Below are 21,336 nucleotides of genomic sequence, written 5' to 3' on the forward strand. Positions count from 1 at the left end.
GGCACCCGCGCGGGCGCAGGGAAAGGTCTTGACGCCGTCTCCCTCCGCCCCGCGGCTCAGCCCGCGCGCGAGGACATGCTCCAGAGCACGCCGAACGGGTCCCGCAGCTGGCCGTACCGCTCGCCCCAGAACTGCATCTCGAGCGGCATGGTGATCTCCATCCCGCCCTCGACCGCGCGCTTCCACCAGCGGTCCACATCCGCCACCTGCAGATGGAGGGTGGTTCCGTAGCGCTCCTTCATCCCCTGGCCGTGCTCGGGATAGGGGTCGCCCATCATGATCGACCCGCCATTGACGTAGATATGGACATGCATGGTCCGCCCCTTGTCGTCGGGCGGCATGACCATCGCCGTCTCGGCGCCCAGCGCCTTGCCGTAGAACTCCGCGGCCTTCACCGCGCCATCGACCATCAGATAGGGAACGACCCCGCCCTTGACCTCCGGCAGCTTCGGCATTTCGTCCATCATCTCGTCTCCTCCATCCCCGGGGTAGGATTTCCCCCTGACCCGAGGACGCGCGGCCAGGCCGCCGCCCGACACCGGCTCAGGAATTTCCGCGCAATTCGTCGAGATGCCGCCGGATATGGTCGGCCTCGGCCACGGTGCCCGCCAGCGCGATGGCCTGGCCGAAGGCGACCCGCGCCTCCGTGGCCCGGCCCAGCTCCCGGAGCAGCGCGCCCCGCAGGCCATGGAACGGGAAGTAGCCCGCGAGGCGCTCCGCCAGGGGCTCCACCATCTCCAGCGCCGCCCCGGCGCCCCGCGTCTTCGACACCGCGACCGCGCGGTTGAGCGTGACCACCGGGGAGGGCTGCAGCCGCTCCAGCGCGGCATAGAGCAGGTCGATCTGCGGCCAGTCGGTCTCCTCCGGCCGTGCCGCGCGGGCGTGCAGCGCCGCGATGGCCGCCTGGATCTGATAGGGGCCGGGCGTGCGGTGCCGCATGGCCTTGTCGATGAGGGCGAGGCCCTCGGCGATCATGCCGCCGTTCCAGCGGCCGCGCTCCTGCGCCTCGAGCAGGACGGTCGCGCCCTCGGCATCGAAGCGAGCCTCCCACCGGGCCTGCTGGAGCAGGAACAGCGCGAGCAGGCCCATGATCTCGGGCTCGGCGGGGAAGAGGCGCAGCAGCAGCCGCGCGAGGCGGATCGCCTCGGCCGCGAGGGCCGCGCGGTCCGGATCGGCCCCGGCCGAATAGCCCTCGTTGAAGAGGAGGTAGACCATGGCCGAGACCGCCTGGAGGCGCTCCGCGCGCTCCAGGGCGCCCGGGGTCTCGAAGGGCAGTGCGGCGGCGGCGATGCGCGCCTTGGCGCGGGTGATGCGCTGCTCCATCGCCGCCTCGCTCACCAGAAAGGCGCGGGCGATCTCACGCAGGGGCACGCCCGAGACGATGCGCAGCGCGAGCGGGATCTGCTGCGGGGGCGTCAGCGCCGGATGGCAGCAGATGAAGAGCAGCCGCAGCACGTCGTCACGGTAATCGGCCGCGTCCAGCCGCTCGGCCAGGGGCGCCTCCGCGTCGCCCAGGTCGGAGAGATGCTCCTCCTCGGGCAGCGGCGCCTCGCGGGCCTGGCGGCGCTTGCCGTCGATCGCGACGTTGCGGGCGACCATGATGAGCCAGGCCGGGGCGTCGCGGGGGGGGCCATTCGCCGGCCAGTGCCGCAAGGCCCGGAGCGACGCCTCCTGGAAGGCCTCCTGCGCCGTGTCCAGGTCGCGGAAATGGCGCAGCAGCGCCCCCACCACCTTGGGACGGGCGGAGACCAGCGCGGCGTCGATCCAGGCGAGGTCGGTCATCCCGCCACGGCCCCACCCGGGCGGAAGAGGGCCAGCGGGCGGATCTCGAAGGCGCCGGCGGTGGAGCTCGCGGCCGCCAGCTCCCGCGCCGTCTCCAGCGCCTGGTCCAGATCCGTGCATTCGACGATGTAGAAGCCGAGCAGCTGCTCCTTGGTCTCGGCGAAGGGGCCGTCGATGACCAGCGGCACCGCCCCCTTGCGCAGCGTGGTGGCGGAGGTGGTGGGCAGCAGCCGCGCGACGGGGCCGAGGCGGCCCTGCTGCGCCAGCTTCTCCTGGACGGCGCCGAGGCGCGCCATCGCGGCGGCCTCCTCCTCCTTGGTCCAGGACCAGACCACGTCCTCGGAGTCGTAGCAGAGAATGGCGTAGAGCATCGTGACAGGAACCTCCCGGCTTCAAGACGTTCGGGGACGCCGCGCGCCGACAGCAGGCGTGTGAATATAAGGCGTCGACGGCCCTTTTGCCCTGGGCCGGGCGGCACTGCCCGACCTAGTGGCGGTTCAGAATGGGGCCGGGCGGATTGGCATTCCCGGAAATCGCATCCTATGCTCTCCCCCGTGGGCAGCCGCTGCAATGTCGGCGCCCTGGGAAACGTTGAATGGATATCGGACCGCCCAAGCGCCCCGCGCAGGAGGGCGTCGGTCAGGTCAAGCGGGATAAGCCGCGACGACGCCTCTTCCGGATGGCGGCCTTCGTGGTGGTCGGGCTCGCCGGCCTCGGCCTGAGCTTCCGCTGGCTGCATTGGCAGTTCCACCACGTCGTCCTCGACGACGCGCGCGTGGCTTCCGACATGATCACCATGGCCAGCCGCGTGCCCGGCTGGGTCACCCAGATCCCCCCCGTCGCCGGCGACAGCGTGCCGGCCGGCGCGCTGCTGGTGCAGATGGATGCCCGCGAGTCGGCCCTCGCCGTCGAGGAGCTGAACGCCCGCATCGCCGGCATCGGCGCCCGCCGCGGCGAGCTGGAGGCGCGGCGCGCCATGGTGGACCGCACCAGCGCCAGCCAGCACGACGCCGCCATCGCCCGGCTCGATTCAGCGCGGGCGTCGCTGCCCGCGGCCGAGGCCGAGCGCGGCTTGGCGGAGGCAGAGCTGGCCCGCGCGCAGAGCCTCATCGCCAGCGGCAGCGGCACGCGCCAGAGCGTCGAGCGCCTGCGCGCCGGGCTCGACACCGCCCGTCAGCGCGTGATCTCCGCCGCCGCCGAGATCCGCAACGCCGAGGCGCTGATGGCCGGGGCCCTGGCCGCGCGCGAGGAGCTGCAGGTCATCTCCCGCCAGCTCGAGGCGCTCGGCCCGCAGGAGCGCGAGCTCGTCGCCTCGCGCGACCGCGCCGCGCTGGACCTCGCCGACCGCTCGATGCGCATGCCCTTCGACGGCGTGGTGGACCGCATCTTCGTGGATCCGGGCGAATACGTCCTGGCCGGCCAGCGCATCATCCTCGTGCACGACCCGGCGCAGATCCGCATCGAGGCCAATGTGCGCGAGACCGACCGCCGCTTCTTCGAGCCCGGCAAGCCCGTCCGGGTGACGGTGGATGCCTGGCCGGGCCGGGAATTCCCGGGCGTGGTGGACCGCGTCATCCAGGCGGCGACGAGCGAGTTCGCCCTGCTGCCGAGCCCCAATCCCAGCGGCAACTTCACCCGCATCACCCAGCGCATGCCCGTCCGTGTCCGGCTCGACCCGCCGCCGCCGGTGGGCCTCCTCCATCCCGGCATGCTGGTCCGCGTGGAGGCCGAGGCGCGTGAGTGAGGCCTTCCGCGGCGCCTCCATCGAGGCGTTGTTCGCGCGGTTCGGCCCCTCCTATCGCTGGTTCGTCACGCTCACGGCGCTGACCGGCACCGTCTCCTGCATCCTCTCCTCCACCATCGTCGTCGTGGCCCTGCCGGACATCATGGGCGCGCTGGGCATGGGGCATGAGGAGGGGCAGCTCCTCGCCACCGGCTTCCTGGCCGCCAATACCGGCTTCATGCTGGTGAACGCCTGGGCCGTGGACCGCTTCGGCTTCCGGATCACCTATGTCGGCTCCATCGCCGTCTTCGTCGTCAGCTCCATCCTGGCGGGGCTGGCGACGGAGGCCAGCGTGATGGTGGTCTGCCGGGTGCTGCAGGGCGCCTCGGCGGGGCTGCTGCAGCCGCTGTCGATGCAGATCATCTTCCTGGTCTTCCCGCCGGAGCGCCGTGGCACGGCCATGGGCCTCTTCAGCTTCGGCGTGGTGATGGCGCCGGCCATCGGCCCCACGCTCGGCGGCGTGCTGGTGGACCATTACTCCTGGCACGCGGTGTTCTTCCTCTCGCTGCCGACGGCCATCCTGGGCCTGGTGATGGGCATGGCCTTCATGCCGGGCCGCCTCTCAGCCGGCACCCGCACCTTCGACTGGCCGGGCGCCATCCTGCTCGCCGCCGCCATGACGACGCTGCTCTCCGGCCTCACCAACGGGCAGCAGCATGGCTGGGGCTCGGACCGCGTGGTGGTGGAGCTGGTGGTAGCCGCCGTCTCGACCGTCGCCTTCCTGGTCTGGCAGGGCTACGCCTCCTCGCCCCTCATGGACCTGCGGCTCTTCCGCTACTGGGGCTTCACGGCGGCGGCGATGGTCGCCTTCATCTACGGCGGGGCGATCTTCGGCTCGACCTACCTGCTGCCGCTGCTGGTGCAGACGGTGCAGGGCTACACCCCCACCCGCTCGGGCCTCATCCTGATGCCGGCGGGCTTCGCGGTGGCGCTGGCCTTCCTGATCGCGGGCCGGCTCGCGGATTTCCTCCCGCCCTGGCTGCCGGTCTGCTGCGGGCTGCTGCTCTTCGCGCTGTCGAGCTGGCTGATCGCGGGCGTCGGCACGGACAGCTCCTTCTGGCAGCTCGCCATATGGATCCTGGTCGGCCGGGTCGGGCTCGGGCTGACCATGCCCAACATGAATGTCGGCGCCATGCGCGCCTTGCCGATCACGCTGCTCGGCCAGGGCGCGGGCAGCATCAACTTCTGCCGCATGCTGGGCGGCGCCTTCGGCACGAACCTCCTGGCCGTCTACATGGAGCGGCGGACCCAGCTGCATGCCGAGGGCCTGAACGCCCGGCTGGAGGGCGCGCCCGCGGCGCTGGAGGCGCGCCGCCTGCTGGAGAACCTCTACGCGCAGGGCGGCCTGCCGGAGGTGATCCGGCGCGATTCCGCCTACGACTTCCTCTCGCGGATGGTGGAGGCGCAGGCGGGGCTGATGGGCTTCCGCGACGCCTTCATCGCCGTCGGCCTGGCCTGCCTGCTGGCGGTGCTGCCGGGGCTGACGCTGCGGCAGAAGCCGCCGGGCGCGCGGTAGCGCCTCGCCTTACCCCGCCGGCTCGCAGCGCAGCTCGAAGCGGCATTCGGGATGGCCGTCCGCCGCGCAGGCCACCTCGCGGCAGACCGGCACTCCCGGCCGGCCCGCCATCTCCAGCACGTAGCGCATCCCGCCGGCGAAGCTTCCCTCGAAGGTGTAGCAGACCGGGCGGCCCGTCGCCGGCCCGTAGCCCAGCGCGAAGGCCGAATGCCGCACCGTGACCGCGCCGGTGCCGGTGGCCTCGTCCAACGCCGTGATCTCGAGCTGGCCGTAGCCGCGCTGCGACAGCCGCTTCAGGTAGTGCCGGAAGGTCTCGACCGGCGCGAGGCCGTGGGTCCTGGCCTCCGCCCGGCACCATTGGAGGGCGGAAAGATCGCTCGATCCGTAGAGGATGGCGCGATAGGCCTCGGCCCCGATGGCATCCTCGATGGCCTTCTGCATGTTCACCAGGAAATGGCGCGGCAGGTAGATCATCGGCAGGCCGTCGGTGGTCCAGATGCCCGTTTCGGGATCGACCTCGATCGGAACCTGGGGCTGGACCATGCACGCCTCCGCTATCGGTGGAGCGGCGATTCTGGCCGGGGCAAGGTGGTCCCGCAAGGGCTCCTCGGGGTAGGCTGCGTGCCAATAGCGGAGGACGCGCCATGGAACCCACAATGCTGAGGCAATGCGAGACGCCGGACGGCCTGTCCGCGCCGCTCGCCGCGCTGTGGTGGGACGCGAGGAACGACTGGGCCCGCGCGCATGAGGCGGCGCAATCCGTCGAGACGGCGGAGGGCGCCTGGGTCCATGCCTATCTCCACCGCAAGGAGGGCGACCTGCCCAATGCGGACTACTGGTATCGCCGCGCCGGGCGCCGCCGCCCGGCCGTGCCGCTGGAGCAGGAATGGGCGGAGATCGCCGCCGCCCTGTAGACCATCGCGGCCCGCGGGCGTTGTAGCCGACACCACCGCAGGGAGATCCCGATGCCCCCCGCCCCGCCTCCTGAGATCCTGTATTTCGGCCGCAGCGACTGGGTGCCGAACAATGCCAGATTGCCGGTGCTGCTCTACCGCGCGGCCGTGCCGGAAGCCGCGGATCGCGCCGCCGCGATGGAGGCGCTCTTCGCGCGCAACGGCTGGCCGCCGCAATGGCGCAACGGCGTCTACACCTACCATCACTATCACTCGAAAGGGCACGAGGTGCTGGGCTTCGCGGAAGGCGAGGCGCTGCTGAAGATCGGCGGGCCGGACGGCGTGGAGGTGGAGGTCCAGGCCGGCGACGTCGCGCTGCTGCCGGCCGGCACGGGCCATCTCAAGCGGCGGTCGAGCCCCGATTTCCTTGTCGTCGGCGCCTATCCGCCCGACCAGGAGGGCGACATCCTGCGCGAGGAGCCCTCGCCCGAGGCGCGGCAGCGCATCGCCGCCCTGCCCTTTCCCGACACCGACCCCGTGCTCGGCGCCGCGTCGCCCCTCCGCAAGCTCTGGCGCGCGCGTTGATCCGCCCGCAATCTCCCCCGCCGAAAAGATGGAGGATGCGATGCCCGTACTGAAGCGCCCCGATGGCGAGATCCGCTACGAGACCTATGGCGCGGGCTTTCCCGTGCTGCTCTTCGCCCCGGGCGGCCTGCGCTCGCGGCTGGAGATGTGGTCCTCGCCGGCCGGAGGCCCGCCCCGACCCTGGGTGGACTGGACGCAGGCGCTGCCCGCCGCCGGCTTCACGGCCGTCGCCATGGATCAGCGCAATGCCGGCCAGTCCGTCGCCGATATCCAGGCCGATCACGGCTGGCACACCTATGCGGCCGATCACCTCGCGCTCATGGACCATCTCGGCTTCGGGAAATTCCATGTCCTGGGCGGCTGCATCGGCGGCAGCTTCTGCCTGAAGGCGGTGGGGGCCGCGCCGAAGCGCGTCACGGCGGCGGTGCTGCAGAACCCGATCGGCCTGAATCCCGAGCACCCGGAGTACTTCCCCGAGAGCCATGCGGAATGGAGCGCGGAGCAGCGCGCGGCCCGCCCGGAGCTCAGCGAGGAGGCCCTGGCCGGCTTCGGGCGCAACATGTGGGCGCACGACTTCGTCTATTGCGTGGACCGCGACTTCGTCCGCGACTGCCCCGTGCCCACCTTCCTGCTGCCCGGCACGGACATCCCCCACCCGGCCGCGACCAGCGCCGAGCTGGCCGAGCTGCTGCCCGGCGTGGAGGTGCTGACCGACTGGCGCGCGCCGGACCACGCCGTCGAGCAGGAGAAGCGCGTCGTCGCCTTCCTGCGCGCGCATACGCCGAAGGGCTGAACCGTCGGGCAAGCCGGCGCGGCGGGCAGGTTTTTCGCCGCGCCGGCTTCCCCTTCCGGCCTATCGCGGGGATGCTCCCTGACCGGACTCCGGCAGCCGAGCATCCGCCGGGGCTCCCCAGATCCTTATGAGGATCGCAATGGAGGGAACGACCCGCATGCCGAACTATTCGCCCAAGGAATTCCGTGCGCTGAGCTGGCACGACGCCACGCCCGCCTTCGCCCAGGGTTCCGACACGCCGCGCGCCTATCTCGAGCGCTGCCTCGGGACGATCGCGGAGCGCGAGCCGGTGGTGCGGGCCTGGGTCGTCATGAACGAGGCCGGCGCGCGCGAGGCGGCGGATGCCAGCACCGCGCGCTGGAAGGCCGGCAAGCCGCTCTCGCCCATCGACGGCATGCCCATCGGCATCAAGGACCTGCTGGAAACGCGGGACATGCCGACGCAGATGGGCTGCAAGGCCTATGAGGGGAACTTCCCGAAGCGCGACAACGCGGCGGTCTGGGCGCTGCGCGAGGCGGGCGCCGTCGTCCTCGGCAAGACCACGACGGCCGAGCTCGGCGGCTCGCATCCGCCGGCCACCACCAACCCCTTCGACCCCGCGCGCACGCCGGGCGGCTCCTCCTCCGGCTCGGCCGCGGCGGTGGGCGCGCGCATGGTGCCGGCGGCCATCGGCTCGCAGGTGGGCGGCTCGATCATCCGGCCGGCCGGCTATTGCGGGAATTTCGCCTTGAAGCCGACCCAGGGCGGCATCAACCGCGGCGAGCGCCAGTCGACGAGCATGAGCACGCACGGCCCTCATGCAGGCACAATCGAGGATATGTGGCAGGTCGCCATCGAGATCGCGACGCGCGCGGGCGGCGACCCCGGGCGCCTGGGCCTCTTCGGCCCCATGACGACGCCGGAGGCACGCAAGCCGGTGACGCTGGCGGTGATGGAGGCCGAGGGCTGGGCGCTGCTGGACGACACCAGCCGCAACGCCTTCGAGACGCTGCTGGAGCGGCTGCGCGCGCAGGGTGTGACCGTGCTGCGCAAGGGCGACAACCCGCAGGTCGATGCGCTGGAGGAGGCGCTGGACGGCATCCAGGTGCTCACCAACACCATCACCGCCTGGGAGAACCACTGGGCGCACCGCAACCTGGTGAACACCAACCCGGACGGCGTGAGCCAGCGCGCCAAGAACACGCTGGCCAATGCCGAGAAGCTGACGCCCGCGGACTACCGCTCCATGATCCTGCGGCGCGAGGAAATCCGCCTGCGCCATGCGGCGACCGCGCCCGTGGTGGACGCCTTCATCGCGCCGGCCTCGCCCGGCCCCGCGCCGCTCTGGCCGGGCGACGTGCCGGGCCAGCCGCTGGCGCCGCGCCCGACGGGCGATGCGGTTTACAACACGCCGAGCTCCGCGCTCGGCGCGCCGGTCGTCACCTCGCCGATGACCGCGGTGGGCGGCATGCCGATGGGCGTGCAGCTCATGGGCCAGCCGCATACCGATGCGGCCGTGACGGCGATCGCGCGGTGGATGGTCGAAACCATCGAACCGGCGATCGGCTGAGCGTTACCGCCAGCCGTAATACGGCCGGTGGTGATGAGGCCGGTAGTACCGCGGCGGCGGCGGGGGCGCGTAGTAGCCGTAATGCCGCGGCGGCGGCGCGTAATAGCGCGGCGGCGGCGGGGCATAGTAGCGCGGGCGGTAATGCGGCCGCGGATGATAGTGGCCGTAGTACTGGACCGGCGTCACGCCGGCGCCCAGCTCTACCCGGCCGGGATTGAACGGGGCGGCTTCGGCCGTCCCGGACGCCGCGCCGCCCGACAGGATGCCGAGGCCGAGCGCGGAGGCGATGAGAAAACGACGCATCGTGAGTTCCTCCCGTTGGGTTCCACACTCGTAATCAACTCACCATTCAAGGCGACGTCGCGGCGAAGCTGCCTTATTCCTGGGGCAAAATGTAACGTCGGTCGTGCCCGGCCGTTCCAGCTCACCGAAATTCCTTATGAAGAGACCGCTCCCGCAGGGTTGCGCGGCGGGGACGAATACGAGCACTCTTCGTCACTCCTGCTGATCCGACGAGGAGTATCTACCCCTTGCATAGACGCAGCCTGCTCGCGGCCTCCGGAACCGCGATCGCCGCCTCTCTCGCGGCCCCTTCCGGCCTTCGCGCCCAATCCGCCACGACGCTGAAATTCACGCCGCAGCAGGATCTGATCACGCTCGATCCCGTCACGACCACGGCCTATATCAGCCGCAACCACGGCTACATGGTCTTCGACACGCTCTACGGCATGGACGCCAATTTCCAGGCGACGCCGCAGATGGTCGATGGCCACACCGTCGAGAATGACGGCAAGCTCTGGAACCTTACGCTGCGCGACGGGCTGATGTGGCACAGCGGCGAGAAGGTGACGGCGCGCGACTGCGTGGCCAGCATCCGGCGCTGGGCCCGGCGCGACCCCTTCGGCGAGAAGCTGATGGAGACGACGGACGAGCTCTCCGCGCCGGACGACCGCACCATCCGCTTTCGCCTGAAGCAGCCTTTCCCGCACCTGCCCATCGCGCTGGGCAAGGCCTCGGTGCCGGTCTGCGCCATGATGCCCGAGCACCTGGCCAATACCGATCCCTTCCGCCAGGTGCCGGAGCTCATCGGCAGCGGTCCCTTCCGCTTCAAGGCGGATGAGCGCGTGCCCGGCTCGCGCATCGTCTACACCAAGTTCGAGGGCTACGTGCCGCGCCGCGACGGCAAGCGCGAATGGACCTCGGGCCCCAAGGCCGTGCATTTCGACCGCGTCGAATGGACGGTGATGCCGGACAGCGCGACGGCGACCAACGCGCTCATCGCCGGCGAGGCGGACTGGCAGGAATATGCCTATCACAGCCTGCTGCCGCTCATGCGCCGGAACCGCAACCTGCAGGTGAGGGTGCTCGACAAGTCGGGCTTCGTCGGCATGGTGCGCGTGAACCACATCCAGCCGCCCTTCAACAATCCGGCGATCCGCCGCGCGTTGTGGAGCGCCATCGACCAGGTGTCCTGCATGCAGGCGCTGGTGGGGCCGGCGGAGACCAGCCTGTACCACACGCCGCTCGGTTTCTTCGGCCCCGGCACGCCCATGGCCTCCGATGCCGGGCTGGCGCCGCTCACCGGCCCGCGCGACTACGCCAAGGCCCGGGCCGACCTGCGCGCCGCCGGCTACAATGGCGAGCCGGTGCTGCTGATGATCCCCTCCACGTCGGAGCCCAGCTCGCTGATGGGCGCGGTGGTGACGGACATGTTCAAGCAGGCCGGCCTGAACGTGGAAGTCTACTCCGTCGAGTTCAACGCGATGCTCCAGCGCCGCAACCGCCGCGGCACGATCGCCGAAGGCGGATGGAGCGCCTTCGTGTCCAACTGGGTCGGCACCGACTGGCTGAACCCGGCCGGCCACATCGCGCTGCGCGGCAATGGCGACGCCGGCTATGGCGGCTGGGCCACCATGCCGAGGATCGAGGAGCTGCGCGACGCCTGGTTCCAGGCGCCGGACCTCACGACGCAGCAGGCCATCTGTCGCGACATCCAGGTCGAGGCGATGCGCGAGGTGCCTTACTACCCACTCGGCCAGTACCTGCAGCCGACGGTCTTCCGGTCGAACCTCACCGACGTCAACGAAGGCTTCGCGACCTTCTGGAACGTCCGCCGGAACTGAGACACGAAACGCGATCCAGGAAAGCAAGAAATGAGCAACGACGCAGTGCGCCAGAGCGCACTCGACTACATCACGGCGAACGAGGCGCGGCTCTCCGCCTTCAACGAGAAGATCTGGTCCTATGCGGAGCCGGCCTGGCGCGAATACCGCTCCGCCCGCGACTATGTGGACCTGCTCCGCGCCGAAGGCTTCGAGGTGGAGGAAGGCTCCGGCCAGATGCCCACAGCCTTCGCCGCGACATGGACACAGGGCAGCGGCGGCCCCGTGCTGGCGGGCTTCTCCGAATACGACGCGGTGCCCGGCAACTCGCAGCAGGTCGTGCCCTATGAGGCGCCGCGCGAGGGGCTGCACCCCTACACCGCCGGTCATACCGACCCGCATTCGATGCTCGGCACAGCGGCGCTGACGGCGATGCTCGGCGCCAAGGCGGCGATGCAGAAGCACGGCGTCGCGGGCACGCTGAAGCTCTTCGGCGAGCCGGCCGAGAAGGTCTGCGGCTCCAAGCCCATCCACGCGGCGAAGGGCTATTTCGACGGGCTCGACGCCGCCGTGGTCTGGCACCCCTGGCCCTACAACACCGTCACCGGCGAGACGCATTTCGGCGCCTATTGGAGCGCGGTCATCAGCTTCGAGGCCGATGCGCCCGAGACCTGGATCGACCCGACGCTGGTGCCCATCGAGGGCGCGCATGCCCAGGCGCGCTGCCCCGGCGCGCTCGATGCCATGTGCCTGATGTACACGACCACGAAGTACACCAAGGAGGCGATGTTCCCGCATGCCGGTTCCTGGACGCTGAACGAATTCGTCCTCGGCGACGGTGGCGCGACGTCCGACAACCTGCCGCCGCGCTTCTCGCAGATCCAGTATTCCTGGCGTTCCTCCTCGCTTGGCATCCAGGAGCAGATCTGGCGCGTGCTGGCGAACAACGCGAAGCACGTCGCGGCCATGACGGGCTGCAAGGCCTATGTGCGCTGGGTGACCAAGACGCGCGTCGGCCTGCCCAACCAGGCGATGACGGACCTGACCTGGAAGAACCTGCAGGCCGTGGGGGCGCCGAAGTACGGCGAGGATGCGCTGGAATTCGGCCGCGCGATCCAGAAGAACCTCGGCCTCGAGCCGATGGCCGATCCCTTCATCGAGACCGTCAGCCGGCTGATGCCGCCGGAGGAGAACGAGGCGAAGCTGCGCGCCGGCCTGCCCGCCTGGCAGAAGCACCTCAGCGCCGACGACTATGTGGAATATTCCTGGCACGCGCCGACGGTGCGGCTGCTCGCCGCGCGTCCGCGGCTGCGTCCGCCGACCAAGGGCTTCGCCTATCCGAACTGGGCCTATAACGCGCTCGGCGGCCTTCCCGCCGCCGTGGATCCCGGCATGTTCGTGGCCGGCAAGACCATGGCGCTGACGCTGATCGACCTCGCGACGCTGCCGGAGGCGCTGCAGGCCGCGCAGGCCGAGTTCAAGGAGCGCACGGGCGGCGGCGTGGGCGGGACGAAGTGGGTCGGGCCGCTGCTGCCGGCGGATTTCGACCCGCCGGTGGATCTGCGCTGGCCGGAATACGTCTCGACGCCGCGCGGCGAGGAATGGTGCATCCCGACGCCGCATTCCGGAACGGGCGCCGGCGAACTGCTCTGAGACGAGGGGGCCTCGGCCCCCTCAAGCCCGGACGATCAGTCCATCCGCACGCCGGCGATGCGGATCACCTCGCGCCAGCGGGCCACCTCGCTGGCGACGAAGGCGGCGTATTCGGCCGGCGTCATGCTGCTGTCGGCCCGAAGGCCCAGCGTCTCGAAGCGCTGCTGCACCTCGGGCGTTCGCGCCATCTCGCCCAGCGCGGCGTTGAGCCGGGTCACGAGCGCGGGCGGCAGGCCGGCGCCGGCGCAAAGGCCGAACCAGGCGGAGGCAACGAGGTCCGGGAAGCCCTCCTCCGGGAAGGTCGGGACCTCGGGGAAGCTCGGGTTGCGGGCGGCCGCGAAGATCGCCAGCACCCGCAGCGTGCCGGAGCGGATGAGCGCCGCATGCCCGGCGAGGTTGTCCACGATCACGTCGATGTTGCGCGCCACGAGGTCCGCCTGGGCCGGCGCGCTGCCGCGATAGGGCACATGCGTCATCTCGATGCCCATGCGCCGGTAGGCGAGCTCGCCCGAGAGGTGCCCGAGCCCCCCCGTGCCGCCGGAGCCGAAGGTCATGGGCGTGCCGCGCGCCTTCGCCGCCGCGACGAATTCGGCCAGCGTGCGATAGGGCGACTGCGCATTGACCAGGAAGGCCATGGGCCCGACGCCGATCAGCCCGATATGCGTGAAGTCCCGCACGGCGTCATAGGGCTGGTTCGGATAGAGGCCCGGCCCCACGCCATGCGCGGCCGAGGAGGTGACGAGCAGCGTGTAGCCGTCGCCCGGAGCCTTGGCGACGAAATCCGTGCCGATCTGCCCGCCGGCGCCGGCCCGGTTGTCGACCGGGAAGGGCTGGCCGAACTGACGCTCGAGGCTGGAGGCCACGATCCGCGCCACGAGGTCGGCGGGGCCGCCCGCGGCGAAGGCCACGACGGTGCGGACCGGCCGGGTCGGCCAGGCGGCGGGCTGCGCCGACGCGGCGAAGGGCAGCGCGGCGGCGCCCAGGGCCACGGCACGACGGGAGAAATTCGGCATCACTACGCTCCAGCTCGGCGGATCAGGACAGGCACGCCTTCCCCCGGCGAACAGGCGCGCGCAGGCGCGGCCGAGGGCAGACATGGCGCTGTGCATTCGCGGAGGTTCATGGGGGACGGTCCTGCAATGGACCGCGTGAAGGGCGTTGGCGCGGAACTTATGAGGGGTGTTGGGCAGTGACAAGTCACCCGATCGGGGCGATCCACCGGGGCTGGATCACCGAAATCGTGAATCGTCGCCGCGAGGGGCTCCAGGTGGGATCCAGGGACGCGGATATCGTTTTAGGCTCGGGTGCATGAGCACGAACATCCGCCCCGACATCGCCCTCGCCTCCCACCTCTTCGACACGCTGAGGGAAAAGACCTTCGACGGGGTCGGCGTCACGCGCGAGGCCTATGGCCGCGGCGAGGAGATCGCCCATGCCCTGGTCCGCGCGGAGGCGGAAAAGCTGAACCTGGAGATCCAGGTCGACTTCGCGGGCAACATGTACATGACGCTGCCCGGCACGGACCGCGCGCTGCCGCGGATCATCCTCGGCAGCCATCTCGATTCCGTGCCGCAGGGCGGCAATTTCGACGGGGCGGCGGGCGTGATCTGCGGCATGGCCGTGGTCGCGGGCATGCGGCAGGCGGCCTTCACCCCGAAGCGCGACGTGACGGTGATGGCGATCCGCGCGGAGGAGGGCGGCGCCTGGTTCAACGGCTTCCCCGGCAGCCGCGGCGCGCTGGGCAGCTTCCTGCCCGCCAACCTCGCCAATCTGCGGCCCGATACCGGCCTCTCGCTCGAGCATCACATGCGCGAGTTGGGCTTCGATCCCGAGGCACTGCGGACGGGCAGGAAGGTGCTCAGCCCCGAGAACGTCCACGCCTATGTGGAGCTGCATATCGAGCAGGGCCCCGTGCTGGACGCCGAGCAGATCCCGGTCGGCCTCGTCACCGCCCTGCCCGGCAACCGCCGCATCCGCGCGGGCGCGGTCCATGGCGAATGGAACCATTCCGGCGCCACGCCGCGCGGCTATCGCCACGACGCGGTGCTGGCCTTCGCCGAATTCGCCCAACGCCTCGACAGCTTCTGGGGCGAGCTGGAAGCCGAGGGCGTGCCCCTGGTCTGCACCTTCTGCACGCTGGCGACCTCCGACCAGGCGGGCTTCGGCAAGGTGCCCGGCGAGGTCTGCTTCACCCTCGACGTCCGCGCGCCCGAGCCCGCGACGCTCGACCGCTTCTATGTCGAGGTCGAGCGCTTGGCCGCCGAGATCGGGAAGAGCCGCGGCGTGACCTTCGAGGTGCCGTCGCGCCAGGAATCCAAGCCCACGCCGATGGATCCCGCCCTGCGCGAGGCGCTGCGCCAATCGGCCGAGGTGCTGGGCATCGGGCACAAGGTGATGCCCTCGGGCGGCGGCCATGACGCGGCGGCCTTCGCCCAGGCCGGTATCCCCTCGGCCATGGTCTTCGTGCGCAACCAGAACGGCAGCCACACGCCGCTGGAAGCCATGCGCATCGAGGATTTTGCCGAGGCCGCCACGGTCATCGCCGACTGGGCGATGAAGGCGTCGGCCTGAAACAGGGCTATTCCTGGCGTTCCTTCAGGAAGCGGGCGAAGGCCGCCAGCGTGGCGTCGCTGACGTGATGCTCCAGCCCCTCGGCATCCTCCTCCGCCGTGGCGGGGTCGAGGCCGAGGGAGAGCAGGAAGCGCACCACCAGGTCGTGCCGCGCGCGCGCGGAGGCGGCCATGGCCTCGCCCGCCTCGGTGAGGAAGATGCCGCGATAGGGCTTGGTGGCCACCAGCCCGTCGCGCTGCAGCCGGGTCACGGTGGCCGCCACCGTCGCCTGGGCCACGCCCATGCGCCGCGCGATCTCGACCGAGCGGGCCTCACCCTCCTCGCGCAGCAGGTCGGACACGAGCTCCACATAATCCTCGGCGACGGCCATCCGGTCGCCCTCGCGCTGGCGGGCGAAACGGGCGGCGTGGTCCTCGGCCGGCGGAAGGGGGCGTGGGGCCCGTTTGGTGCGCATGACCATGCAAGGGTATCCGGCATTGATAGAAGAAGTTTCAGATATTAGCATCGACTGAACTTCCAAGCCATGCATGGTGACCCGTGGTGCCTGACCTGCCCACAACGTCCTTCCCGCTTTCCGGCGCCCGGCCGCCGGCGGGGCCCGCCATGCCCCACAGCCTGCCCGAGGTAAATCGCAGCGTCCCCGTCCCCAATGCGGGCGGCTTCATGCGCAAGCTCTTCGCCTTCCTGGGACCCGGATACCTGGTGGCGGTGGGCTACATGGACCCCGGCAACTGGGCGACCTCGCTCGCCGGCGGATCGGCCTTCGGCTACACGCTGCTCTCCGTCGCCCTCATCTCCTCGCTCATGGCGCTGCTGCTGCAGGCGCTCTGCGTGCGCATCGGCGTGGCGACGGGGCGCGACCTCGCGCAGCTCTGCCGCGAGCGGTTCCCGAAATTCATGGCCTACCCGCTGTGGTTCCTCGCCGAGATCGCCATCTGCGCGACCGACCTCGCCGAGCTCATCGGCACGGCCATCGCGCTGGAGCTCCTTTTCGGCATTCCCCTGCTCTACGGCGTGATGCTGACGGCGCTGGACGCCTTCCTGATGCTCTGGCTGCAGAACAAGGGCATGCGCTGGCTGGAGGCGCTGGTGGTCGGCATGATCGCGCTGATCTTCGGCTGCTTCGCCGTGCAGATCGCGCTCTCCGATCCCAATTGGGGCGAGGTGCTGCGCGGCTACGTCCCGGCCGCCTCCATCGTGACCGACCGGACGCAGCTCTACATCGCCATGGGCATCCTCGGCGCCACGGTGATGCCCCACAACCTCTACCTGCACACCGCGCTGGTGCAGTCGCGCGCCTGGACACCCGACGAGAAGGGCCGGCGCGACGCCATCCGCTACGCGACCATCGACAGCAGCATCGCCCTCACCTTCGCGCTGCTCATCAATTCGGCCATCCTCATCACCGCGGCCGCGGTCTTCCACACCTCGGGCCATACCGAGGTGGCCGAGATCGGCGATGCCTATCACCTCATGGCCCCGCTGCTGGGGACCGGCGTGGCTGCGACGCTCTTCGCGCTCGCATTGCTGCTCTGCGGCCTGAACGCCACCGTGACGGCGACGCTCGCCGGCCAGGTGGTGATGGAGGGCTTCCTGCGGTTCAAGCTGTCGCCGGTGCTGCGGAGGCTGGTCACGCGGCTGGTCGCCATCGTGCCGGCGGTGATCGTCACCTGGCATTACGGCCCCAGCGGCACGGCGCGGCTGCTCGTGCTGTCGCAGGTTATATTGTCACTTCAGCTTCCCTTCGCGGTGATCCCGCTGATGCTTTTCGCGCAGGATAAGGGACGCCTGGGCGCCCTTGTCGCGCCGCGTTGGCAGGTGGCGCTGGGCTGGGCCTGCGCGGCGCTGATCCTGGTGCTGAACGTGACACTCCTGGCAGACTTGGCCTTCGGTCCCTAAGTGAAGGCCGGCCTGGATTTCCTGGAGTCTGCCTGATGTCTGAAAAGCTGGTCTGGCGTGTCGAAGGCATGGATTGCGGCAGCTGCGTCGCAAGCCTGACCCGCGCGCTGGAGAAGATGCCCGGCATCGCCGACATCGAGGTGAACCTGATGGCGGAGCGGCTGACCGCCTCGCTCTCCACCGCCAGGCCCGAGGAGGTCGAGCGGCAGGTCGCCGCCCTCGGCTTCACCGCGACCGCGCTCTCCGCCGCAAGCCCGGAGGCGCCGGCCCAGGCCCATTCCCACCACGACCATGACGATCCCGCCGATGCCGAGAAACCCTGGTGGGCCACCGGCAAGGCGAAGCTCACCTGGCTGCTGGGCGGGCTGGTCGGCGCGGCCTGGGCGCTCTCGCTGGTGTTGCCGGAGACGCTGACCTACCCGCTCTTCCTGGTCGCGACCGGCGTGGCGCTGGTGCCCTTCGGCCGCCGTGCCATCGCCCTGGCCCGAAGCGGCAGCCCCTTCTCCATCGAGACGCTGATGTGCACGGCCGCCATCGGCGCCGCCCTCATCGGCGCGGCCGAGGAAGCGGCGGTGGTGGTGCTGCTCTTCGCCCTCGGCGAGATGCTGGAGGGCGTGGCCGCCGGGCGCGCGAGGGCGGGCATCCGGGCGCTGGCCTCGCTCATGCCGCGCACGGCACTGCGCGTCACGGCCGGCGGCACCGAGGAAGTGCCGGCCCAGCGCCTCGTCCCCGGCGACCTCGTGCTGATCCGCCCCGGCGATCGCGTGCCCTGCGACGGCAGCATCGAGGAAGGCCGCTCGGCGCTCGACGAAAGCCCCGTCTCCGGCGAGAGCGTGCCCGTCGCACGCGGCCCGGGCGAGCTGGTCCGCGCCGGCAGCATCAATGCCGACGGCGCGCTGCGCGTGCGCGTCACCCACGCGGCCTCGGACAACACCATCGCGCGCATCATCCGCATGGTGGAGGAGGCCACGGCCTCGCGCGCGCCGGCGCAGCGCTTCATCGAGCGCTTCGCCGCCTGGTGGACGCCATCGGCCATGGGCGTCTCGCTGCTGGTGATCCTGGGGGCGCCGTTCCTGCTCGGCTGGGACTGGTCCACCAGCCTCTATCGCGGCCTCGCCGTGCTGCTGATCGCCTGCCCCTGCGCGCTCGTGATCTCGGTGCCCGCCGCCATGGCCTCCGGGCTTTCGGCCGGCGCGCGGCGCGGGCTGCTGGTGAAGGGCGGCGCCGCGCTGGAGACGATCGGCGCGGCCCGCCACATCGCCTTCGACAAGACCGGCACGCTGACCGAGGGCCGCCCCCGCGTGACGGACCTCATCCCCGCCGAGGGCCGCTCGGAGAGCGAGCTGCTGGCGCTCGCCGCCGCCGTCGAGCAGGGCAGCGCCCATCCTCTCGCGCGCGCCATCCTGGCCGAGGCCGATGCCCGCGGGCTGAGCCTGCCGCCGGCGCGCGATGCCGCCGCCGTTCCCGGCAAGGCCGTGCGCGCGCAGGTGGCCGGGAGGGAGATCGCGGTCGGCAGCCCGCGCCACGCGGCCGAGGCGGGTGCCGCGCTCGGCGCCCTGGCCGGCGAGCTGGCGCGGCTGGAGGCCGAGGGCAAGACGGTCTCCGTCGCGCTGATCGACGGCGCGCTCCTCGGCCTGATCGCGCTGCGCGACGAGCCGCGGGCCGATGCGGCCTCCGGCATCGCGGCGCTGACCGCGCTCGGCGTCCGCTCGGTGATGCTGACGGGCGACAATGCCCGCACGGGCGCGGCCATCGCCTCGGGCCTCGGCCTCGACGTCCAGGCGGAGCTCCTGCCCGAGGACAAGCTGCGCGCGATCGCGGCCCTGGCGGCGGAAGGCCCCGTGGCCATGGTGGGCGACGGCATCAACGACGCGCCGGCGCTCGCCGCCGCCACGGTCGGCATCGCCATGGGCGGCGGCACCGACGTGGCGCTGGAGACGGCCGACGCCGCCGTGCTGCGGGACCGCGTGACGGGCGTGGCGGAGCTGATCTCGCTCTCCCGCGCCACCATGTCCAACGTGAAGCAGAACGTGGCGGTCGCGGTCGGGCTGAAGGGCGTGTTCCTGATCACGACGCTGGCAGGCGTCACCGGCCTCTGGCCCGCGATCCTGGCCGATACGGGCGCGACGGTGCTGGTGACGCTGAACGCGCTGCGCCTGCTCGGGTGGCGGCCGGCGGCGTAGCCGGCCGGTCGCGGGCCAGGGCGGCCCGCTGGCAGCTCGGCTAGGCCATGTGTTCGCGGAACCAGTCCGCCGCATGACCGACGGTGCGGTCCACGACGTCGGGCTGATCGTAATACTGGAAATGGTTGGTGCCGTTTTCCCAGATCAGCTTCTTCTGCGCCGTCGGGATCGACTCGAAATGCCGGCGCGCCGCGGCCGGATTCATGCAGCTGTCGGAATGGATGACGAGCGCAGGCTTGTTGAGCTTCGCCACGCCCGGCGCCGTCGTGTAGTCGAAATGGTCGAGGTCGCTCATGATGGCGTAGCGGTTCGCCCAGCCCTTGAGCGTCCAGGAACCGTACCAGCTCCAGACCAATGGGCCGGGCAGGCCGGCATCCGAGCCGGTCTTGCGATCGCCGAGCCTGGGGTCGACGAGGGGGGCATAGACGACCTCTCCCGTCGCCTCGTAGCGGGCCTTGGCATCGCGGGCGCGCTCGAGCCGGGCGGCGAGCAGCGCTTCCAGCTCCGACAGGGTCGGCGCCGTCGCGGTATCGAAGGGGTTCTCGGTCACGCCGGCGGCGATCATGAACAGGTCGGTTTCGCGGTCGCGATAATAGCCGGTCACCGAGGCCACCGCCTTGATCCGATCCTCGTAGGAGGAGATGTCGAGCATCTCGGGGCCGCCCTGGCAGACGCCGAGCGCGAAGACCCGCCCCGCATCGACATCCGGTCGCGCCAGCAGATAGTCGAGCGCCGAGACGACGTCCTCGTTCTTCATCTTCGGGTTTTCGAGCCTGCGCGGCTGGCCGCCGCTCTCGCCCACCGTGCGGGGATCGAAGGCCAGGGCCAGGAAGCCCTCATCGGCCAGACGCGTCGCATAATGGGTCGGCGCCTGCTCCTTCTCGAAGGAATAGGGCCCGAGCAGAACGACGGTCGGGAACGGGCCGTCGCCTTTCGGCCGATAGACGACGCCGGCGACATCGTCGCCATGCGAGGGGAAGGTCACCCTTTCGGGCAGGTAATTGCCGTGCTTCGCCATGGCGCTGGTCTCCTCCATCGTGCCGCGTCCAGATGTGGCCTTCTTGAATGTCGCGACAATCGCGCCAATTCTTGCCGTCGTGATGAAAGACGCTCACCAATCCCGGAATGGGGACCTGCTGGCGTTCAGCGTCTTCCTCGCGGTCGCGGCGCATCGCAATTTCCGCGCGGCCTCCGTCGAGCTCAATGTCACCCGATCGGCGGTCAGCCACGCGGTGAAGAGCCTGGAGCAGCGTCTGGGCATCCGGCTGTTCAACCGCACGACGCGCAGCGTCTCCCTGACCGAGGCCGGTGAGCGGCTCGCCGCGAAGCTCCGCCCCGCCCTGTCCTCCATCACGGAAGCGCTGCAGGAGGTCGATGCCCTCCGCGAGACGCCCAGCGGCACCGTGCGGATCAACGCCAGCGACGCCGCCCTGCGGCTGATCCTGCGCCCGCTCCTCGGCGGCTTCCTGCGCGACCATCCGCTGATCCATCTCGACATCGTCACGGACGGAAGACTGGGCGATATCGTCGCCGAGGGCTTCGATGCGGGCATCCGCCTGGCCGAGGCGGTGCCGCAGGACATGATCGCCGTGCCGCTTCTCGACGCCGTGCGCTTCGCGGCGGTCGCCTCGCCCGGCTATCTGGCGGCGCGCGGTCGGCCGGCCGTCCCGCAGGACCTGTACCAGCACGACTGCATCCGTTTCCGCTTCGAGAGCGGCTCGATCTACCGCTGGGAATTCGAGCGCCACGGCGTGGCCGAGACGATCAACGTCGCCGGCCGGCTCACCCTCACCGACATGTTCCTCATGGTGGATGCGGCGATCGACGGCATCGGGATCGCCTTCGTCCCCGACTTCCTGGCCACGGAGGCCCTCGCCGACGGCCGGGTCGAGCGCGTGTTGGAGGACTGGTGTCCGTCCTTCCCGGGGGTATGCCTCTACTACCCGGGGCGCCGGCACGTGTCGCCCGGCCTTCGCGCCCTGATCGAGGCGATCCGCGGCCGCCGAAAGTGACCGCCTGATCCTGGC

At 70.8% G+C, this 21,336-nt stretch carries 20 protein-coding genes; 12 read left to right on the forward strand and 8 right to left on the reverse strand.

The annotated features are described in order from the left end of the window. Positions 1–56: 56 nt before the first annotated feature. The 3 genes from KHU32_RS00380 to KHU32_RS00390 all read right to left on the reverse strand — a co-directional run bounded on the left by KHU32_RS00380 (position 57) and on the right by KHU32_RS00390 (position 2,153). Positions 57–467 (reverse strand): VOC family protein, encoded by a 411-nt coding sequence (locus tag KHU32_RS00380; protein WP_213668078.1) that lies wholly within the window; start codon positions 465–467, stop codon positions 57–59. A gap of 76 nt (positions 468–543) precedes the next feature. Continuing rightward, a complete protein-coding gene (locus tag KHU32_RS00385; protein WP_213668079.1) occupies positions 544–1,782 on the reverse strand; it encodes an RNA polymerase sigma factor in 1,239 nt (412 codons plus the stop codon). Further along, positions 1,779–2,153, reverse strand: coding sequence for a YciI family protein (locus tag KHU32_RS00390; RefSeq protein WP_213668080.1), 375 nt, complete (start codon positions 2,151–2,153; stop codon positions 1,779–1,781). The genes KHU32_RS00385 and KHU32_RS00390 overlap by 4 nt, the downstream gene beginning before the upstream one ends. 224 nt (positions 2,154–2,377) lie before the next feature. Between KHU32_RS00390 and KHU32_RS00395 the strand changes: the two genes are divergently transcribed. Both KHU32_RS00395 and KHU32_RS00400 read left to right on the forward strand, forming a co-directional pair. Next, on the forward strand, positions 2,378–3,526 hold the full coding sequence (locus KHU32_RS00395; protein ID WP_213668081.1) for an HlyD family secretion protein: 1,149 nt from the start codon (positions 2,378–2,380) through the stop codon (positions 3,524–3,526). Continuing rightward, complete coding sequence (locus KHU32_RS00400) at positions 3,519–5,081, forward strand: DHA2 family efflux MFS transporter permease subunit (RefSeq protein WP_213668082.1); 1,563 nt, start codon at positions 3,519–3,521, stop codon at positions 5,079–5,081. Before KHU32_RS00395 ends, KHU32_RS00400 begins: the two co-directional genes overlap by 8 nt. Before the next feature lie 9 nt (positions 5,082–5,090). Here the strand turns inward: KHU32_RS00400 and KHU32_RS00405 are convergent, their stop codons facing one another. Further along, on the reverse strand, positions 5,091–5,624 hold the full coding sequence (locus tag KHU32_RS00405; RefSeq protein ID WP_213668083.1) for a 4-vinyl reductase: 534 nt from the start codon (positions 5,622–5,624) through the stop codon (positions 5,091–5,093). Between the two features lie 101 nt (positions 5,625–5,725). Here KHU32_RS00405 and KHU32_RS00410 point away from each other — a divergent pair, with 101 nt between their 5' ends. The 4 genes from KHU32_RS00410 (at position 5,726) to KHU32_RS00425 (ending at position 8,901) form a co-directional block, all read left to right on the forward strand. Beyond that, the gene (locus KHU32_RS00410) at positions 5,726–5,995 is read left to right on the forward strand and encodes a hypothetical protein (RefSeq protein WP_213668084.1); all 270 of its coding nucleotides are present in this window, start codon (positions 5,726–5,728) and stop codon (positions 5,993–5,995) included. 51 nt (positions 5,996–6,046) lie between these two features. Continuing rightward, the gene (locus KHU32_RS00415) at positions 6,047–6,559 is read left to right on the forward strand and encodes a cupin (protein ID WP_213668085.1); all 513 of its coding nucleotides are present in this window, start codon (positions 6,047–6,049) and stop codon (positions 6,557–6,559) included. Between the two features lie 40 nt (positions 6,560–6,599). Continuing rightward, complete coding sequence (locus tag KHU32_RS00420) at positions 6,600–7,352, forward strand: alpha/beta fold hydrolase (RefSeq protein ID WP_213668086.1); 753 nt, start codon at positions 6,600–6,602, stop codon at positions 7,350–7,352. Between the two features lie 157 nt (positions 7,353–7,509). Continuing rightward, positions 7,510–8,901 (forward strand): amidase, encoded by a 1,392-nt coding sequence (locus KHU32_RS00425; protein ID WP_249680452.1) that lies wholly within the window; start codon positions 7,510–7,512, stop codon positions 8,899–8,901. 3 nt (positions 8,902–8,904) lie between these two features. On the opposite strand, the gene KHU32_RS00430 is transcribed toward KHU32_RS00425, so the two are convergent. Then, on the reverse strand, positions 8,905–9,204 hold the full coding sequence (locus KHU32_RS00430) for a hypothetical protein (protein ID WP_213668088.1): 300 nt from the start codon (positions 9,202–9,204) through the stop codon (positions 8,905–8,907). A gap of 227 nt (positions 9,205–9,431) precedes the next feature. On the opposite strand from KHU32_RS00430, the gene KHU32_RS00435 reads away from it, so the two are divergent. Together KHU32_RS00435 and KHU32_RS00440 are read left to right on the forward strand one after the other, a co-directional pair. After that, positions 9,432–11,024, forward strand: a complete 1,593-nt coding sequence (locus tag KHU32_RS00435; protein WP_213668089.1) for an ABC transporter substrate-binding protein — start codon at positions 9,432–9,434, stop codon at positions 11,022–11,024. A gap of 30 nt (positions 11,025–11,054) precedes the next feature. Continuing rightward, entirely contained in the window at positions 11,055–12,656 is a 1,602-nt protein-coding gene (locus KHU32_RS00440) for a zinc-binding metallopeptidase family protein (RefSeq protein ID WP_213668090.1), read from the forward strand. Between the two features lie 35 nt (positions 12,657–12,691). On the opposite strand, the gene KHU32_RS00445 is transcribed toward KHU32_RS00440, so the two are convergent. Further along, on the reverse strand, positions 12,692–13,669 hold the full coding sequence (locus tag KHU32_RS00445; protein ID WP_213668091.1) for a Bug family tripartite tricarboxylate transporter substrate binding protein: 978 nt from the start codon (positions 13,667–13,669) through the stop codon (positions 12,692–12,694). Positions 13,670–13,964: 295 nt separating this feature from the next. Between KHU32_RS00445 and KHU32_RS00450 the strand changes: the two genes are divergently transcribed. After that, a complete protein-coding gene (locus tag KHU32_RS00450; protein ID WP_213668092.1) occupies positions 13,965–15,227 on the forward strand; it encodes a Zn-dependent hydrolase in 1,263 nt (420 codons plus the stop codon). Positions 15,228–15,234: 7 nt separating this feature from the next. Here KHU32_RS00450 and mntR read toward each other — a convergent pair whose 3' ends face one another. Next, a complete protein-coding gene (gene mntR, locus KHU32_RS00455) occupies positions 15,235–15,681 on the reverse strand; it encodes a manganese-binding transcriptional regulator MntR (RefSeq protein ID WP_213668093.1) in 447 nt (148 codons plus the stop codon). Positions 15,682–15,830: 149 nt separating this feature from the next. Between mntR and KHU32_RS00460 the strand changes: the two genes are divergently transcribed. Together KHU32_RS00460 and KHU32_RS00465 are read left to right on the forward strand one after the other, a co-directional pair. Next, complete coding sequence (locus KHU32_RS00460) at positions 15,831–17,126, forward strand: Nramp family divalent metal transporter (RefSeq protein WP_213668094.1); 1,296 nt, start codon at positions 15,831–15,833, stop codon at positions 17,124–17,126. A 35-nt stretch (positions 17,127–17,161) separates the two neighbouring features. Continuing rightward, positions 17,162–19,309, forward strand: coding sequence for a heavy metal translocating P-type ATPase (locus tag KHU32_RS00465; RefSeq protein WP_249680454.1), 2,148 nt, complete (start codon positions 17,162–17,164; stop codon positions 19,307–19,309). 40 nt (positions 19,310–19,349) lie between these two features. On the opposite strand, the gene KHU32_RS00470 is transcribed toward KHU32_RS00465, so the two are convergent. After that, complete coding sequence (locus tag KHU32_RS00470; protein ID WP_213668095.1) at positions 19,350–20,345, reverse strand: alpha/beta hydrolase; 996 nt, start codon at positions 20,343–20,345, stop codon at positions 19,350–19,352. A 64-nt stretch (positions 20,346–20,409) separates the two neighbouring features. Here KHU32_RS00470 and KHU32_RS00475 point away from each other — a divergent pair, with 64 nt between their 5' ends. Next, positions 20,410–21,321 carry a LysR family transcriptional regulator gene (locus tag KHU32_RS00475; RefSeq protein WP_213668096.1) on the forward strand — a complete coding sequence of 304 codons (912 nt, stop codon included), beginning with the start codon at positions 20,410–20,412 and terminating at the stop codon, positions 21,319–21,321. Positions 21,322–21,336 lie beyond the last annotated feature (15 nt).

Source organism: Roseococcus pinisoli, from assembly GCF_018413645.1.
In the GTDB taxonomy this organism is placed as follows: Bacteria; Pseudomonadota; Alphaproteobacteria; order Acetobacterales; family Acetobacteraceae; genus Roseococcus; species Roseococcus pinisoli.

Bases quoted from the DNA above. Each gene is read 5' to 3' on its own strand.
- KHU32_RS00380 (WP_213668078.1), bottom strand. From the start codon at position 467: ATGATGGACGAAATGCCGAAGCTGCCGGAGGTCAAGGGCGGGGTCGTT.
- KHU32_RS00385 (WP_213668079.1), bottom strand. From the start codon at position 1,782: ATGACCGACCTCGCCTGGATCGACGCCGCGCTGGTCTCCGCCCGTCCC.
- KHU32_RS00390 (WP_213668080.1), bottom strand. From the start codon at position 2,153: ATGCTCTACGCCATTCTCTGCTACGACTCCGAGGACGTGGTCTGGTCC.
- KHU32_RS00395 (WP_213668081.1), top strand. From the start codon at position 2,378: ATGGATATCGGACCGCCCAAGCGCCCCGCGCAGGAGGGCGTCGGTCAG.
- KHU32_RS00405 (WP_213668083.1), bottom strand. From the start codon at position 5,624: ATGGTCCAGCCCCAGGTTCCGATCGAGGTCGATCCCGAAACGGGCATC.
- KHU32_RS00410 (WP_213668084.1), top strand. From the start codon at position 5,726: ATGGAACCCACAATGCTGAGGCAATGCGAGACGCCGGACGGCCTGTCC.
- KHU32_RS00415 (WP_213668085.1), top strand. From the start codon at position 6,047: ATGCCCCCCGCCCCGCCTCCTGAGATCCTGTATTTCGGCCGCAGCGAC.
- KHU32_RS00420 (WP_213668086.1), top strand. From the start codon at position 6,600: ATGCCCGTACTGAAGCGCCCCGATGGCGAGATCCGCTACGAGACCTAT.
- KHU32_RS00425 (WP_249680452.1), top strand. From the start codon at position 7,510: ATGCCGAACTATTCGCCCAAGGAATTCCGTGCGCTGAGCTGGCACGAC.
- KHU32_RS00430 (WP_213668088.1), bottom strand. From the start codon at position 9,204: ATGCGTCGTTTTCTCATCGCCTCCGCGCTCGGCCTCGGCATCCTGTCG.
- KHU32_RS00440 (WP_213668090.1), top strand. From the start codon at position 11,055: ATGAGCAACGACGCAGTGCGCCAGAGCGCACTCGACTACATCACGGCG.
- KHU32_RS00445 (WP_213668091.1), bottom strand. From the start codon at position 13,669: ATGCCGAATTTCTCCCGTCGTGCCGTGGCCCTGGGCGCCGCCGCGCTG.
- KHU32_RS00450 (WP_213668092.1), top strand. From the start codon at position 13,965: ATGAGCACGAACATCCGCCCCGACATCGCCCTCGCCTCCCACCTCTTC.
- mntR (WP_213668093.1), bottom strand. From the start codon at position 15,681: ATGCGCACCAAACGGGCCCCACGCCCCCTTCCGCCGGCCGAGGACCAC.
- KHU32_RS00460 (WP_213668094.1), top strand. From the start codon at position 15,831: ATGCCCCACAGCCTGCCCGAGGTAAATCGCAGCGTCCCCGTCCCCAAT.
- KHU32_RS00465 (WP_249680454.1), top strand. From the start codon at position 17,162: ATGTCTGAAAAGCTGGTCTGGCGTGTCGAAGGCATGGATTGCGGCAGC.
- KHU32_RS00470 (WP_213668095.1), bottom strand. From the start codon at position 20,345: ATGGAGGAGACCAGCGCCATGGCGAAGCACGGCAATTACCTGCCCGAA.
- KHU32_RS00475 (WP_213668096.1), top strand. From the start codon at position 20,410: ATGAAAGACGCTCACCAATCCCGGAATGGGGACCTGCTGGCGTTCAGC.